Below are 14,671 nucleotides of genomic sequence, written 5' to 3'. Positions count from 1 at the left end.
CGGTTCGCGTTTGCGGTAAAGGACGGGCAGGAGGTGTGACATGACGCAGCCGGTGCAGACGATTGACGTGCTGCTTGCCGAACACGCCGAGCTCGAGCGGCAACTGGCCGATCCCGAATTGCACAGCAACCCCGCCGCGGCGCGCAAGGCCGGACGCCGGTTCGCCCGCCTGGCCCCGATCGTGGCCACCTACCGCAAGCTGGCATCGGCGCGCGACGACCTGGAGACCGCACGCGAACTGGCCACCGACGACGCGTCGTTCGCCGACGAAGCCACGGCGCTGGAATCACGGGTGGCCGAGTTGGACATCCAGCTCACCGACATGCTGGCCCCGCGCGACCCGCACGACGCCGACGACATCGTGCTCGAAGTCAAATCCGGTGAGGGCGGCGAGGAATCGGCATTGTTCGCCGCCGATTTGGCCAGGATGTACATCCGCTATGCCGAGCGGCATGGCTGGACGGTGACGGTGCTGGACGAAACCACCTCGGATCTGGGCGGTTACAAGGACGCGACGCTCGCGATCGCCAGTAAGGGTGACACGGCCGACGGCGTGTGGTCGCGGATGAAGTTCGAGGGCGGGGTGCATCGCGTGCAACGGGTCCCCGTGACGGAATCCCAAGGCCGCGTGCATACTTCGGCGGCGGGCGTGCTGGTCTATCCCGAACCCGAGGAAGTGGGTGAGGTGCAGATCGACGAGTCCGACCTGCGCATCGATGTGTACCGGTCCTCCGGAAAGGGCGGCCAAGGGGTTAATACCACCGACTCCGCGGTGCGGATCACGCATCTGCCCACCGGGATCGTGGTCACCTGCCAAAACGAACGGTCGCAGCTGCAGAACAAGACCCGCGCGCTGCAGGTGCTGGCCGCTCGGCTGCAGGCAATGGCCGAGGAACAGGCGCTGGCCGACGCGTCGGCCGATCGGGCCAGTCAGATCCGCACGGTGGACCGCAGCGAACGGATCCGCACCTACAACTTCCCGGAGAACCGGATCACCGACCACCGAATCGGTTACAAGGCATACAATCTCGATCAGGTGCTCGACGGCGACCTGGACGCGTTGTTCGACGCGCTGAGCGCCGCCGACAAGCAGTCCCGGCTGCAACAGGTATGACCATCCTGCGGCGCGCGATTGACTCCGCTGCGGCGCAACTGGCCGAAGCGGGGATCGGCTCCGCGCGTTACGACGCCGAGGAGTTGGCCGCCCATCTGGCGGGTGTTGAGCGCGGTCGGCTGACCCTGCTCGACCCGCCCGGCGAGGAATTCTTCGGGCGGTACCGCGACATCGTGGCCGCGCGCTCGCGGCGAATGCCGTTGCAGCATCTCACCGGAACGGCGGCGTTCGGCCCGGTCCTGCTGCACGTCGGCCCCGGTGTGTTCATCCCGCGGCCGGAGACGGAGGCCATCTTGGCATGGGCCACCGCCCAACGACTACCGGCGCGGCCCGTGATCGTCGATTTGTGCACCGGCTCCGGCGCCTTGGCGGTGGCGCTGGCCCAACACCGGGCCAACCTTGGACTGAAGGCGCGGGTCATCGGCATCGACGACTCCGACGCGGCCCTCGGGTACGCGCGCCGCAACGCCGAGGGCACGGCCGTTGAGCTCGTGCGCGCCGACGTCACCGAGCCGGTCGGTAAGCCGGGCCTGCTTCCCGAACTAGACGGGCGTGTCGACCTGGTGGTGGCCAACCCACCCTACGTTCCCGACGGCACCGTGGTGGAACCCGAAGTGGCCCAACATGATCCGCCGCACGCGGTGTTCGGCGGGCCGGACGGGATGGCGGTGATCGCCGCCGTAGTCCGCCTCGCCGGGCGCTGGCTGCGCGCCGGCGGCCTGTTCGCCGTCGAGCATCATGACACCGCATCGTCACAGACCGTCGAATTGGTCCAGGGCACAGGGCTTTTCGAAGACATCGAGGCCCGGCGGGACCTGGTCGGCCGGCCGAGATTCGTGACGGCCCGCAAAAGGGGAGGGCCGTGACCGCGGTGTTCGACTGTGCCGACCCCGACCAGCGTTCGGTGGGAATCGCCTCGGCGGTGGGGGCGGCCAAGGGCGGCCGGCTGGTCGTCATGCCGACGGACACCGTGTACGGCATCGGGGCCGACGCTTTCGACAGCGCCGCGGTGGCCGCGCTGCTGTCGGCAAAGGGACGGGGCCGAGACATGCCGGTGGGCGTGCTGGTCGGCTCCTGGCACACCATCGAGGGCCTGGTCTACACGATGCCCGACGGGGCTCGCGAACTGATCCGTGCGTTCTGGCCGGGCGCGCTGAGCCTGGTGGTGGCGCAGGCGCCTTCGTTGCGGTGGGATCTCGGCGATGCCCGCGGCACCGTCATGTTGCGGATGCCGTTGCACCCGGTTGCCATCGAGCTGCTGCGTGAGGTGGGGCCCATGGCGGTATCGAGTGCCAACGTCTCCGGACGCCCGCCCGCGGTGGACGCCGACGAGGCGCGCAGCCAACTCGGCGATCTCGTCGACGTCTATCTGGACGCGGGCCCGTCGCAGCAGCAGGCCGCCTCCACGATCGTCGATCTGACCGGAGACACCCCGCGCGTCCTGCGGGCGGGCCCGGTGAACGTCGAGCGGATCGCCGAAGTGCTGGGGGTGGACCCGACGAGTTTGACCGGCTAGCGAGCTGCGGCGCGGTTGTTCGTGTCTCAGGCTGGTGCAGTACGGTTCCGAGGTGTCCAGCGGCCCCGCCAGTGATCTAGCCAGCCTCGCCGGTGGTTTCCTCGCCCTGACCGATCGCGGCGCCGGCGTCCCCCTGCGCGAGCTCGCGCTGGTCGGACTGACCGCGGCGATCATCACCTACTTCGCGACCGGGCCGGTGCGGGTGCTGGCCACCCGGCTGGGAGCGGTCGCCTACCCGCGGGAACGCGACGTGCACGTGACGCCGACGCCCCGGATGGGCGGGCTGGCAATGTTTCTCGGCGTTGTCTCGGCCGTCTTTCTGGCATCACAGCTTCCGGCGCTCACCCGGGGGTTCGTCTATTCGACCGGCATGCCCGCGGTTCTGGTGGCGGGTGCGGTGATCATGGGCATCGGCCTGATCGACGACCGTTGGGGCCTGGATGCGCTGACGAAGTTCGCCGGTCAGATCACGGCGGCCAGCGTGCTGGTCACCATGGGCGTCGCCTGGAGCGTCCTTTACATCCCCATCGGCGGCGTCGGCACCATCGTGCTGGACCAAGCCTCGTCGATCCTGCTCACCCTGGCGCTGACCGTGTCGGTCGTCAACGCGATGAACTTCGTCGACGGCCTCGACGGACTGGCGGCCGGGCTGGGGCTCATCACGGCGCTGGCGATCTGTATGTTCTCGGTTGGTTTGCTGCGCGACCACGGCGGCGACGTGCTGTTCTATCCACCCGCCGTGATCTCGGTGGTGCTCGCGGGGGCCTGTCTGGGATTTTTGCCGCACAACTTCCATCGAGCCAGGATCTTCATGGGCGATTCCGGGTCGATGCTGATCGGCCTGATGCTCGCCGCCGCTTCCACGACCGCGGCCGGCCCGGTCTCGCAGAACGCCTACGGCGCCCGCGACGTGTTTGCTCTGCTGTCACCGTTTCTGCTCGTGGCGGCCGTCATATTCGTCCCGATGCTCGACCTCCTGCTGGCGATCGTGCGCCGCACCCGCGCGGGCCGCAGCGCGTTCAGCCCCGACAAGATGCACCTGCACCACCGGTTGCTGCAGATCGGTCATTCGCATCGCCGGGTCGTGCTGCTGATCTATCTGTGGGTGGGCATCGTCGCGTTCGGCGCCGCGAGCACGATCTTTTTCAACCCGCGCGATACCGCCGCGGTAATGCTGGGCGCAATCGTGATTGCCGGTGTGGCGACGGTGATTCCGCTCCTGCGCCGCCGCGACGACTACGAAGACGAGAGCTACGACAAGCAGTAGTAGTGATGTCCACCATGTGGTACGGTGCAGGTAGAACCCCAAAAAGAAGCCTTGAGGGTTGCCGGCCAGCCGGCCCTTCGGATGGTTGTCCGATCGCGCCGATTCACGACCGACATAGGGAGCTACCCCTTGAGTGATTCCAGTGTGACGTGCGATACGCTCGGCGGGCCACCGATCGGTCGGTCGGAGGGTTTCCGCCCCACTACCTGGGATTGAGGTGCTGCAGTGACGACACCAGCGCAGGACGCGCCGTTGGTGTTTCCCTCTGTTGCTTTCCGCCCCGTTCGGCTCTTCGTGATCAGCGTCGGGATCACCGCGGCGGCAATGCTCGCCGCCGGATTGTCGGGTCACCTCATGGTTGGGGCGTTCTTTGGTATCGGGTTGCTCCTGGGTTTGCTCAACGCCGTTATGGTGCAGCGCTCGGTTGAATCGATCACGGCCCGGGCACACCCGCTGAAAAGGTCGATGGCGCTCAACTCGGCGTCCCGGCTGGCGATTATCACCATCATCGGGCTGATCATCGCCTACGTTTTCCGTCCCGCCGGATTGGGCGTGGTGTTCGGGCTGGCGCTGTTCCAGGTGCTCTTGGTCGCGTCGACCGCACTGCCCGTCTGGAAGAAGTTGCGCGCCGGGGAGCCGGCACCAACGTCGGGCGTGGAGGCCCAGGCAGGGACGGAAGAGAGGGGCACCGGCGATGACTGAGACGATCCTGGCCGGTTCCCAGATCGAGGTCGGCGAGCACACCACCGCGACCTGGCTGGGGATGACCGTCAACACCGACACGGTGTTGTCGACGGCGATCGCCGCGGTGATCGTGATCGCGCTGGCCTTCTTCCTGCGCGCCAAGGTCACGTCGAGCGACGTACCCAGCGGAGTCCAATTGTTCTGGGAAGCGATCACCATACAGATGCGCAACCAGATCGAAAGCGCCATCGGGATGCGCATCGCGCCGTTCGTGCTGCCGCTGGCGGTCACGATCTTCGTGTTCATCCTGATCTCCAATTGGCTCTCGGTGCTCCCGCTGCAATACACCGATAAATCCGGGCACACCACCGAGCTACTCAAGTCGGCGGCGGCGGACATCAATTACGTGCTGGCGCTGGCCCTTTTCGTGTTCGTCTGCTATCACATCGCCGGGATCTGGCGCCGCGGCATCATCGGACACCCGATCAAGCTGCTCAAGGGACACGTGGCGTTCCTGGCGCCGATCAACCTCGTCGAGGAAATGGCGAAGCCGATCTCGTTGTCGCTCCGACTTTTCGGCAATATCTTCGCCGGCGGGATCTTGGTGGCGCTGATCGCGCTCTTCCCCCCCTACATCATGTGGCTGCCCAACGCGGTCTGGAAGTCGTTCGACTTGTTCGTCGGGGCGATCCAGGCCTTCATCTTCGCGATTTTGACCATCTTGTACTTCAGCCAAGCCATGGAGCTGGAGGAGCACCATGACTAGGACCGCCACGAATTGTCCTGGCCCACGCGCTATTACAGGAGCCTGGTAGACCGCTACCAGATAAGCCAGCAGATAAAGCTGAATAAAGGAGGAAAAGAATGGACCCCACTATCGCTGCCGGTGCCCTCATCGGCGGTGGACTGATCATGGGCGGCGGCGCGATCGGCGCCGGCATCGGTGACGGTATCGCGGGTAACGCGCTGGTTTCGGGTATCGCCCGGCAACCCGAGGCGCAGGGCCGGTTGTTCACGCCGTTCTTCATCACGGTCGGTCTGGTCGAGGCGGCCTACTTCATCAACCTGGCGTTCATGGCGTTGTTCGTCTTCGCCACCCCCGTCACGTAATTAGGGCGTGATGGGTTGCAAATGGGTGCAATGAACCCCATTGTGCTGGCCGCAAGCCAGGCAGCAGAGGGGGGCAAGACCAGTAACTTCCTTGTTCCCAACGGCACTTTCTTTTTCGTGCTGGCCATCTTCCTGATCGTGCTCGGCATCATCGGCACGTTCGTCGTGCCACCGATCCTGAGAGTGTTGCGGGAACGCGACGCCATGGTCGCCAAGACCACCACCGACAGCAAGAAGTCGGCCGAGCAATTCGAAGCCGCCCAGGCCGATTACGAGAAAGCTATGACCGAAGCCCGCGTGCAGGCGTCGTCCTTCCGCGACAACGCCCGGGCGGAAGGTCGTAAGGTCGTCGAAGACGCGCGCGCCCGTGCCGAGCAAGAGGTGATGTCGACCGTGCAGCTGGCCGCCCAGCAATTGAAGCGCGAAAGGGACGCCGTGGAACTGGACCTGCGCGCCAATGTCGCAAGCATGTCGGCAACGTTGGCCAGTCGAATCCTCGGCGTCGACGTCTCCACTTCGGCCGCGACGAGGTAATCATCGATGTCGACTTTTATCGGACAGTTGGTTGGGTTCGCGGTCATCGTGTTCCTGGTGGTGCGCTACGTCGTGCCGCCGGTGCGCAAGTTGATGACCACCCAGCAGAACACGGTGCGCCAGCAGCTGGCCGATGCGGCCGTGGCCGCCGAGCGGCTGACCGAGTCGACCACGGCCCACAGCAAGGCCGTGGAAGCCGCGCGGGTGGAGGCGAAACGGGTCGTCGAGGAGGCCCAGACCGACGCGGAACGCATCACCGAGCAATTCCAGACGCAGGCCGAGATCGAGGCGGAGCGCGTCAAGGTGCAGGGCGCGCGCCAGGTCGAGTTGCTGCGGACGCAGCTGACCCGTCAGCTTCGCCTGGAGCTTGGCCACGAATCCGTGCGCCAGGCAAAGGAATTGGTGCGCAACTACGTTGCCGACGCGGCGCAGCGGTCGGCCACCGTCGATCGGGTGCTGGACGAGCTCGACGCCATGGCGCCGGCATCCGCCGAGGTCGAATACCCGCTGCTGACGAAGATGCGCTCGGCGAGCCGGCAGGCACTGGTCAGCCTGTCGGATCGGTTCCGTGCCATGGCCGAGAACCTCGATAACAAAGCACTTTCCACGCTCTCCAGCGAGCTGGTATCGGTGGCCGAAATGCTGGATCGAGAGATCGTCGTCACCCGGTATCTCACCGTGCCGGCCGAAGACGCGGCGCCCAGGGTCCGGTTGATCGAGCGACTGGTATCCGGCAAAGTCGGCGACGCCACGCTCGACGTGCTGCGCGTGGCCGTTTCGGAACGTTGGTCGGCCAACGCCGATCTGGTCGACGCCATCGAACACGTGTCGCGGCAAGCGCTGCTGGAAGTGGCCGAACGCGAGGATCGGGTCGACGAGGTCGAAGACCAATTGTTCCGGTTCTCCCGCATTCTCGACGCGCAGCCCCGGCTTGCCATCCTGCTGGGCGACTACGCGGTTCCGGCCGAGAGTCGGGTTGGGTTGTTGCGCAAGGTGCTTGAGAACGCGAGCACCACGGTAAACCCGATCGCGCTGGCACTGCTGACCCAGACCGTCGAGCTGCTCAGAGGCGAGCCGGCCGAGGAAGCCATGAAGTTCCTGGCGGAAGTTGCGGTGGCGCGCCGCGGCGAAGTCGTCGCGCAAGTCAACGCGGCGGCCCCCCTCAGCGATGCCCAGCGCACTCGTCTCACCCAGGTGCTGAGCCGCATCTACGGCCATCCGGTGACAGTGCAGCTGGACATCGATGCCGAATTGCTGGGGGGCCTGTTAATCGCCGTGGCCGACGAGGTGATCGACGGGACGCTCTCGTCTCGCCTGGCCGCGGCCAAGACCCAGGTGCCCGACTGAACGCACTCCCATTACGGACCCACGCGAACGAAATCAAGTAGGAAGACGAAAAGCCATGGCAGAGTTGACAATCTCGGCTGATGACATTCAGAGTGCCATCGAGGAGTACGTAGGCTCCTTCACCTCCGACACCTCGCGCGAGGAAGTCGGCACCGTCATCGACGCCGGCGACGGCATCGCGCACGTCGAAGGTTTGCCGTCGGTCATGACCCAGGAGTTGCTCGAGTTTCCCGGCGGGGTCCTCGGCGTCGCGCTGAACCTCGACGAGCACAGCGTCGGCGTGGTGATCCTGGGCGACTTCGAGAAGATCGAAGAAGGCCAGCAGGTCAAGCGCACCGGCGACGTCCTGTCGGTCCCCGTCGGCGACGCGTTCCTGGGGCGGGTGGTCAACCCGCTGGGCCAGCCGATCGACGGGCGCGGAGACATCGACGCCGGCGAGCGGCGCGCGCTGGAGCTGCAGGCGCCGTCGGTGGTGCAGCGGCAGGGTGTCAAAGAGCCCTTGCAGACCGGGATCAAGGCCATCGACGCGATGACCCCGATCGGTCGCGGCCAGCGCCAGCTGATCATCGGCGACCGTAAGACCGGCAAGACGGCGGTCTGCGTCGACACCATCCTCAACCAGCGCCAGAACTGGGAGAGCGGCGACGAGAAAAAGCAGGTGCGGTGCGTATACGTGGCCATCGGCCAGAAGGGCACCACGATCGCCGCCGTGCGTCGCGCGCTGGAAGAGGGCGGCGCCATGGACTACACCACCATCGTCGCCGCGCCGGCGTCGGACTCGGCCGGCTTCAAATGGCTTGCACCGTATACCGGTTCGGCGATCGCGCAGCACTGGATGTACGACGGCAAGCACGTGCTGATCGTCTTCGACGACCTGACCAAGCAGGCCGAGGCGTACCGCGCCATCTCGCTGCTGCTGCGCCGGCCGCCGGGCCGCGAAGCCTACCCGGGTGACGTGTTCTACCTGCACTCGCGGCTGTTGGAGCGCTGCGCGAAGCTTTCCGACGAGCTCGGCGGCGGCTCGTTGACCGGCCTGCCGATCATCGAGACCAAGGCCAACGACATCTCGGCCTACATCCCCACCAACGTCATCTCGATCACCGACGGGCAGTGCTTCTTGGAGACCGACCTGTTCAACCAGGGTGTCCGGCCGGCCATCAACGTCGGTGTCTCGGTGTCTCGGGTCGGTGGCGCCGCACAGATCAAGGCAATGAAAGAGGTCGCCGGCTCACTGCGCCTGGACCTGTCGCAGTACCGCGAACTGGAGGCATTCGCCGCGTTCGCTTCTGACTTGGACGCCACCTCCAAGGCGCAGCTGGAGCGGGGCGCGCGGCTGGTCGAGTTGCTCAAGCAACCGCAATACCAACCCATGCCCGTCGAGGAGCAGGTGGTGTCGATCTTCCTGGGCACCGGCGGTCACCTGGACTCGGTACCGGTGGAGGATGTCCGGCGGTTCGAAGTCGAACTGTTGGACCACATTCGGGCCTCCGAGGAAAAGATCCTGGCCACCATCCGGGATAGCCAGCAGCTCACCGACGAAACCGCCGACGCGCTCACCGAGGTCATCAAGAACTTCAAGAAGGGCTTCGCGGCCACCGGCGGCGGGTCGGTCGTGCCCGACGAACACGTCGAGGCGTTGGACGCCGACGAGCTGGCAAAGGAATCGGTGAAGGTCAAGAAGCCCAAGCCGGAGAAGGTCGAGAAGAAGGAAAAGAAGTAGCAACCGATGGCTGCCACACTTCGCGAATTGCGCGGACGGATCCGCTCCGCTGGGTCGATCAAGAAGATCACCAAGGCCCAGGAGCTGATCGCGACGTCGCGCATCGGCAGGGCACAGGCTCGTCTCGAGTCCGGCAGGCCGTACGCCTTCGAGATCACCAGGATGCTCACAACTCTGGCCGCCGAAGCCGCACTCGACCATCCGTTGCTCGTCGAGCGGACCAACCCGAAGCGGGCCGGCGTGCTGGTGGTGTCCTCCGACCGTGGTCTGTGTGGCGCCTATAACGCCAGCGTCTTCCGCCGCGCCGAGGAGTTGTTTTCCTTGCTGCGGGAGGAGGGCAAGACGCCGGCGCTGTACGTGGTGGGCCGTAAAGCGCTGAACTACTACAGCTTCCGGAACTGGGACATCACGGAGTCGTGGTCGGGTTTCTCGGAGCAACCCAAGTATGAGGGCGCCGCCGAGATCGCCTCGACACTGGTCGATGCGTTCATGCTCGGCGCGGGAGAAGACGAGGAAGGCCGGTCCGACGCCCCCGGTGGGGTGGACGAGTTGCACATCATCTACACCGAGTTCAAGTCGATGTTGTCGCAGTCGGCGGTGGCCCACCGGATTGCCCCGATGGTGGTCGAGTACGTCGAGGAAGAACCCGAACTGCATACTTTGTATTCGTTCGAGCCAGATGCGACAACGCTTTTCGAGGCCCTGCTGCCGCGGTACCTGACCACCCGCGTGTATGCGGCAATGCTCGAATCCGCGGCGTCGGAGCTGGCGTCGCGCCAGCGGGCGATGAAGTCGGCCACCGACAACGCCGACGACCTCATCAAGGCCCTGACGCTGGAGGCCAACCGCGAGCGCCAGGCCCAAATCACCCAGGAAATCAGCGAAATCGTCGGTGGCGCAAACGCGCTCGCCGACGCCACCAAGTAGCCTCACCAGGAAGCGAAGAAAATTATGGTTGCTACTACTGAAACCACTGACAAGACCCAAAAGTCGACGGAGACGGACACCACCGGCCGCGTGGTTCGGGTCACCGGGCCCGTGGTCGACGTCGAGTTCCCGCGCGGTTCCGTCCCGGAGCTGTTCAACGCGCTGCACGCCGAGATCACCTTCGAGGCGCTGGCCAAGACCCTCACGTTGGAGGTTGCCCAGCACCTCGGCGACAACCTGGTGCGCACGATCTCGCTGCAGCCCACCGACGGCCTGGTGCGCGGTGTCCAGGTCACCGATACCGGTAACTCCATTTCGGTGCCGGTCGGCGAAGAGGTCAAGGGCCACGTCTTCGACGCGCTGGGTCGCTGCCTGGACAAGCCGGGATACGGAGAAGACTTCGAGCACTGGTCGATTCACCGCAAGCCGCCACCCTTCGAGGAGCTCGAGCCCCGCACCGAGATGCTCGAGACCGGCCTGAAGGTCGTCGACCTACTGACCCCGTACGTGCGCGGCGGCAAGATCGCCCTGTTCGGCGGCGCCGGGGTGGGCAAGACGGTGCTCATCCAGGAGATGATCAACCGCATCGCCCGGAACTTTGGTGGCACTTCGGTATTCGCCGGGGTGGGGGAGCGCACCCGCGAGGGCAACGACCTTTGGGTGGAGCTTAAGGAAGCCAACGTGCTCAAGGACACCGCGCTGGTGTTCGGTCAGATGGACGAGCCGCCCGGCACCCGTATGCGGGTGGCGCTGTCGGCGCTGACGATGGCCGAGTGGTTCCGCGACGAGGCGGGCCAGGACGTGCTGTTGTTCATCGACAACATCTTCCGGTTCACCCAGGCCGGCTCCGAGGTGTCGACGCTGCTCGGTCGCATGCCCTCGGCCGTGGGTTACCAGCCCACGCTGGCCGACGAGATGGGCGAGCTGCAGGAGCGCATCACCTCGACACGGGGCCGGTCGATCACTTCCATGCAGGCGGTGTATGTGCCCGCCGACGACTACACCGACCCCGCACCCGCGACGACCTTCGCGCATCTGGACGCCACCACGGAGCTGTCCCGGTCGGTGTTCTCCAAGGGCATCTTCCCCGCGGTGGATCCGCTGGCGTCGAGCTCGACCATCCTCGACCCCGGCATCGTCGGCGAAGAGCACTACCGCGTCGCGCAGGAAGTCATCCGGATCTTGCAGCGGTACAAGGACCTTCAGGACATCATCGCCATCCTCGGCATCGACGAGCTGTCCGAAGAGGACAAGCAATTGGTCAACCGGGCGCGGCGCATCGAGCGGTTCCTTTCCCAGAACATGATGGCGGCCGAACAGTTCACCGGCCAACCGGGTTCGACGGTCCCGGTGAAGGAGACCATCGAGGCGTTCGACCGCCTGACCAAGGGTGAGTTCGACCACGTGCCCGAGCAGGCCTTCTTCTTGATCGGTGGCCTCGACGACCTGGCCAAGAAGGCCGAGAGCCTCGGCGCCAAGCTCTGACTTACGGCTAGATCGAAAGGGTCTGTGGCATGGCCGAATTGAACGTCGAGATCGTCGCCGTCGACCGAAAGATCTGGTCGGGTGAGGCAACGTTCCTGTTCACCCGCACCACCGTCGGCGAGATCGGCATCCTGCCCCGCCACATCCCGCTGGTGGCCCAGTTGGTCGACGACGCCATGGTGCGCGTCGAACGGGAAGGCGAAGACGACCTGCGGATCGCCGTGGATGGCGGCTTCTTGTCGGTGACCGAGGAGAGGGTCACCGTTCTTGCCGAATCCGCCGCGTTCGAGTCGGAGATCGACGAGGCCGCGGCCAAGGAGGATTCCGAGTCCGACGATCCGCGCATCGCCGCCAGGGGACGCGCCAGACTGCGCGCCGTCGGCGCGATCGATTAACCGCCGATGAGCGCGCCCATGGTCGGCATGGTCGTGCTCGTCGTCGTGTTGGGGGCGGCCGTCCTCGCCCTGAGTTATCGGTTGTGGAAGCTGCGCCAGGGCGGAACGGCGGGGATCATGCGGGATATCCCCGCGGTCGGGGGCCACGGCTGGCGGCACGGCGTGATCCGCTACCGCGGCGGCGAGGCCGCCTTCTATCGGTTGTCCAGCCTGCGGTTGTGGCCGGATCGTCGGCTCAGTCGGCGAGGTGTGGAGATCGTGGCCCGGCGCGCGCCGCGCGGCGACGAGTTCGACATCATGACCGACGAGATCGTCGTGCTGGAGCTGCGCGACACGACGCAGGACCGCAGGTCCGGTTACGAGATCGCGCTCGACAAGGGCGCATTGACCGCATTCTTGTCCTGGCTGGAATCCCGCCCGTCGCCGCGCGCACGCCGTCGCAGCGTGTGACCGGCAGCCTCGGCGAGCAGACGCAGAATCGCATAGCGCCGGCCGGATTTATGCGAGTCTGCGTCTGCTCGCCGTGCTTGGGGCTTATGCGTGGCCGCCCGGTCGCCAGAGCACATCCCCGCCCGGATTGGCCGCCCGCGCCAGGATGAACAGCAGATCCGAGAGCCGGTTCAGGTATTTCGCCGGCAGCGCGCTGACCCCTTCCGGGTGGGCATCGACCGCGGCCCACGCCGACCGCTCGGCCCGGCGCACCACGGTGCGGGCGACGTGCAACAGCGCCGACAGTGGCGAACCGCCCGGCAGCACAAAGGAATTCAGCGCCGGCAAGGGTTCGTTGTAGGTGTCGCACCATTTTTCGAGCCGATCGACGTAGGCCTGGGCGACCCGCAGCGGCGGATGCTCGGGATTTTCCACTACAGGAGTCGACAGGTCCGCACCGGCGTCGAACAGGTCGTTCTGGATCTGCCGCAGCACGCCCGCGATTTCTCCGTCGGGCTCACCCAAGGCGATTGCGACGCCGATCGCGGAGTTGGCCTCGTCGCAATCCGCGTAGGCCACCAGGCGGGCGTCGGTCTTGGAGACCCGGGAGAAGTCGCTCAGTCCCGTGGTTCCGTCGTCGCCGGTTCGCGTGTAGATGCGGGTCAGGTGTATCGCCATGAGCAAAACGGTACTGCGGCTCGCGAAAGGACCGGGCCTTGGCTGACTGACAAGGCAATAGCGCTTCACTAGACTGACCCGGGTGGCTGAGCGATTCGTGGTGACCGGCGGCAACCGGTTGGCAGGCGAAGTCGCGGTGGGGGGAGCCAAAAACAGCGTGCTCAAGCTGATGGCCGCGTCACTGTTGGCCGAAGGCACCAGCACGATCACCAACTGCCCGGACATCCTCGACGTGCCGCTGATGGCGGAGGTATTGCGTGGACTGGGCGCCAACGTCGAACTCGACGGCGACGTCGCCCGGATCACCTCGCCCGACGAGCCGAAGTACGACGCCGACTTCGCGGCGGTGCGGCAGTTCCGGGCCTCGGTCTGCGTGCTGGGGCCGCTGGTCGGCCGGTGCAGGCGCGCCAGGGTCGCGCTCCCGGGCGGTGACGCGATCGGGTCGCGTCCGCTGGACATGCATCAGGCGGGCCTGCGGCAGCTGGGCGCTCAGTGCAACATCGAGCACGGGTGCGTCGTCGCTTCGGCAGAAACGTTGCGCGGCGCGGAGATTCAGCTGGAGTTCCCGTCCGTCGGAGCTACCGAGAACATCCTGATGGCCGCGGTCCTGGCCGAGGGCGTCACGACGATCCACAACGCGGCGCGAGAACCCGACGTCGTCGACTTGTGCACGATGTTGAACCAGATGGGCGCGAAGGTCGAAGGCGCGGGTTCGCCGACCATGACGATCACCGGCGTCCCGCGGCTGTACCCGACCGAGCACCGCGTGATCGGGGACCGCATCGTCGCCGCCACCTGGGGCATCGCCGCGGCAATGACCCGCGGAGACATCTCGGTGACGGGCGTCGATCCGGCGCACCTGCAGGTGGTGCTGCACAAGCTGCACGACGCCGGCTCCACCGTCACGCAAACGGACAACAGCTTCCGGGTGACCCAGTACGAACGCCCGAAGGCCGTCAACGTCGCGACGTTACCGTTCCCCGGGTTTCCCACCGATCTGCAGCCGATGGCGATTGCCCTGGCGTCGATCGCCGACGGCACGTCGATGATCACCGAGAACGTATTCGAGGCGCGCTTCCGGTTCGTCGAAGAGATGATCCGGCTTGGCGCCGACGCCCGCACCGACGGGCACCACGCCGTCGTGCGAGGTCTGCCGCAGCTGTCGAGCGCCCCGGTGTGGTGTTCGGACATCCGGGCCGGTGCCGGCCTGGTGCTGGCGGGGCTGGTCGCCGACGGCGACACCGAGGTCCACGACGTCTTCCACATCGACCGCGGCTACCCGTTATTCGTGGAGAACCTGGGCATTTTGGGAGCCGAGATCGAGCGGGTAGAGTAGCGCGAAGGTAATGCCCAACAGGCGCGGTCACCACGCGAAGATGGCCGAAACCGGGGCTTGACTCCCCTACCGGACTTATATTAAGCTGGCAGGGTTGCCCCAAAACGGGCGAAACAAGCAAGAGTGTTG

General features: G+C 66.0%; 16 protein-coding genes. 15 read left to right on the top strand and 1 reads right to left on the bottom strand.

The window, feature by feature from the left end:
- The first annotated feature begins 40 nt into the window (after positions 1-40).
- From prfA to K3U93_RS17485, 14 genes are all read left to right on the top strand, one after another.
- The gene (prfA, locus tag K3U93_RS17550) at positions 41-1,114 is read left to right on the top strand and encodes a peptide chain release factor 1 (RefSeq protein WP_071509220.1); all 1,074 of its coding nucleotides are present in this window, start codon (positions 41-43) and stop codon (positions 1,112-1,114) included.
- Positions 1,111-1,980, top strand: coding sequence for a peptide chain release factor N(5)-glutamine methyltransferase (gene prmC / locus K3U93_RS17545; RefSeq protein WP_071509221.1), 870 nt, complete (start codon positions 1,111-1,113; stop codon positions 1,978-1,980). Before prfA ends, prmC begins: the two co-directional genes overlap by 4 nt.
- A complete protein-coding gene (locus K3U93_RS17540; protein ID WP_071509222.1) occupies positions 1,977-2,630 on the top strand; it encodes an L-threonylcarbamoyladenylate synthase in 654 nt (217 codons plus the stop codon). The genes prmC and K3U93_RS17540 overlap by 4 nt, the downstream gene beginning before the upstream one ends.
- Before the next feature lie 34 nt (positions 2,631-2,664).
- The gene (locus tag K3U93_RS17535; RefSeq protein ID WP_071509223.1) at positions 2,665-3,897 is read left to right on the top strand and encodes a glycosyltransferase family 4 protein; all 1,233 of its coding nucleotides are present in this window, start codon (positions 2,665-2,667) and stop codon (positions 3,895-3,897) included.
- Between the two features lie 225 nt (positions 3,898-4,122).
- The gene (locus tag K3U93_RS17530; RefSeq protein WP_071509224.1) at positions 4,123-4,599 is read left to right on the top strand and encodes an ATP synthase subunit I; all 477 of its coding nucleotides are present in this window, start codon (positions 4,123-4,125) and stop codon (positions 4,597-4,599) included.
- Positions 4,592-5,347, top strand: a complete 756-nt coding sequence (gene atpB, locus K3U93_RS17525) for a F0F1 ATP synthase subunit A (RefSeq protein ID WP_083011189.1) — start codon at positions 4,592-4,594, stop codon at positions 5,345-5,347. The genes K3U93_RS17530 and atpB overlap by 8 nt, the downstream gene beginning before the upstream one ends.
- 98 nt (positions 5,348-5,445) lie before the next feature.
- Positions 5,446-5,691 (top strand): F0F1 ATP synthase subunit C, encoded by a 246-nt coding sequence (locus K3U93_RS17520; RefSeq protein WP_071509226.1) that lies wholly within the window; start codon positions 5,446-5,448, stop codon positions 5,689-5,691.
- Positions 5,692-5,712: 21 nt separating this feature from the next.
- Complete coding sequence (locus K3U93_RS17515; protein ID WP_071509227.1) at positions 5,713-6,225, top strand: F0F1 ATP synthase subunit B; 513 nt, start codon at positions 5,713-5,715, stop codon at positions 6,223-6,225.
- 6 nt (positions 6,226-6,231) lie between these two features.
- The gene (locus tag K3U93_RS17510) at positions 6,232-7,572 is read left to right on the top strand and encodes a F0F1 ATP synthase subunit B/delta (RefSeq protein ID WP_083011190.1); all 1,341 of its coding nucleotides are present in this window, start codon (positions 6,232-6,234) and stop codon (positions 7,570-7,572) included.
- A gap of 55 nt (positions 7,573-7,627) precedes the next feature.
- The gene (atpA, locus tag K3U93_RS17505) at positions 7,628-9,292 is read left to right on the top strand and encodes a F0F1 ATP synthase subunit alpha (protein WP_083011191.1); all 1,665 of its coding nucleotides are present in this window, start codon (positions 7,628-7,630) and stop codon (positions 9,290-9,292) included.
- Positions 9,293-9,298: 6 nt separating this feature from the next.
- Positions 9,299-10,219: a F0F1 ATP synthase subunit gamma gene (locus tag K3U93_RS17500; RefSeq protein WP_071509230.1), complete on the top strand. Its 921-nt coding sequence runs from the start codon at positions 9,299-9,301 to the stop codon at positions 10,217-10,219.
- Between the two features lie 24 nt (positions 10,220-10,243).
- On the top strand, positions 10,244-11,704 hold the full coding sequence (atpD, locus tag K3U93_RS17495) for a F0F1 ATP synthase subunit beta (protein ID WP_071509231.1): 1,461 nt from the start codon (positions 10,244-10,246) through the stop codon (positions 11,702-11,704).
- 29 nt (positions 11,705-11,733) lie between these two features.
- Positions 11,734-12,099: a F0F1 ATP synthase subunit epsilon gene (locus K3U93_RS17490; RefSeq protein WP_071509232.1), complete on the top strand. Its 366-nt coding sequence runs from the start codon at positions 11,734-11,736 to the stop codon at positions 12,097-12,099.
- 6 nt (positions 12,100-12,105) lie between these two features.
- Complete coding sequence (locus K3U93_RS17485; RefSeq protein ID WP_071509233.1) at positions 12,106-12,549, top strand: DUF2550 domain-containing protein; 444 nt, start codon at positions 12,106-12,108, stop codon at positions 12,547-12,549.
- A gap of 84 nt (positions 12,550-12,633) precedes the next feature.
- Here the strand turns inward: K3U93_RS17485 and K3U93_RS17480 are convergent, their stop codons facing one another.
- Positions 12,634-13,206: a cob(I)yrinic acid a,c-diamide adenosyltransferase gene (locus tag K3U93_RS17480; RefSeq protein WP_071509234.1), complete on the bottom strand. Its 573-nt coding sequence runs from the start codon at positions 13,204-13,206 to the stop codon at positions 12,634-12,636.
- A gap of 82 nt (positions 13,207-13,288) precedes the next feature.
- Here K3U93_RS17480 and murA point away from each other — a divergent pair, with 82 nt between their 5' ends.
- Positions 13,289-14,542, top strand: coding sequence for a UDP-N-acetylglucosamine 1-carboxyvinyltransferase (murA, locus tag K3U93_RS17475; protein ID WP_071509235.1), 1,254 nt, complete (start codon positions 13,289-13,291; stop codon positions 14,540-14,542).
- Positions 14,543-14,671: the final 129 nt, after the last annotated feature.

Origin of the sequence: Mycobacterium malmoense (assembly GCF_019645855.1) — a bacterium.
In the GTDB taxonomy this organism is placed as follows: Bacteria; Actinomycetota; Actinomycetes; order Mycobacteriales; family Mycobacteriaceae; genus Mycobacterium; species Mycobacterium malmoense.
The sequence above is the reverse complement of the archived record's forward strand: the minus strand, read 5'-3'. Positions and strand labels throughout refer to the sequence as shown.

Excerpts from the sequence above, each read along its gene's own strand:
- K3U93_RS17485 (WP_071509233.1), top strand. The coding sequence starts at position 12,106 with ATGAGCGCGCCCATGGTCGGCATGGTCGTGCTCGTCGTCGTGTTGGGG.
- atpD (WP_071509231.1), top strand. The coding sequence starts at position 10,244 with ATGGTTGCTACTACTGAAACCACTGACAAGACCCAAAAGTCGACGGAG.
- K3U93_RS17510 (WP_083011190.1), top strand. The coding sequence starts at position 6,232 with ATGTCGACTTTTATCGGACAGTTGGTTGGGTTCGCGGTCATCGTGTTC.
- K3U93_RS17490 (WP_071509232.1), top strand. The coding sequence starts at position 11,734 with ATGGCCGAATTGAACGTCGAGATCGTCGCCGTCGACCGAAAGATCTGG.
- K3U93_RS17480 (WP_071509234.1), bottom strand. The coding sequence starts at position 13,206 with ATGGCGATACACCTGACCCGCATCTACACGCGAACCGGCGACGACGGA.
- atpB (WP_083011189.1), top strand. The coding sequence starts at position 4,592 with ATGACTGAGACGATCCTGGCCGGTTCCCAGATCGAGGTCGGCGAGCAC.
- K3U93_RS17520 (WP_071509226.1), top strand. The coding sequence starts at position 5,446 with ATGGACCCCACTATCGCTGCCGGTGCCCTCATCGGCGGTGGACTGATC.
- prmC (WP_071509221.1), top strand. The coding sequence starts at position 1,111 with ATGACCATCCTGCGGCGCGCGATTGACTCCGCTGCGGCGCAACTGGCC.
- prfA (WP_071509220.1), top strand. The coding sequence starts at position 41 with ATGACGCAGCCGGTGCAGACGATTGACGTGCTGCTTGCCGAACACGCC.
- K3U93_RS17515 (WP_071509227.1), top strand. The coding sequence starts at position 5,713 with ATGGGTGCAATGAACCCCATTGTGCTGGCCGCAAGCCAGGCAGCAGAG.
- K3U93_RS17500 (WP_071509230.1), top strand. The coding sequence starts at position 9,299 with ATGGCTGCCACACTTCGCGAATTGCGCGGACGGATCCGCTCCGCTGGG.
- atpA (WP_083011191.1), top strand. The coding sequence starts at position 7,628 with ATGGCAGAGTTGACAATCTCGGCTGATGACATTCAGAGTGCCATCGAG.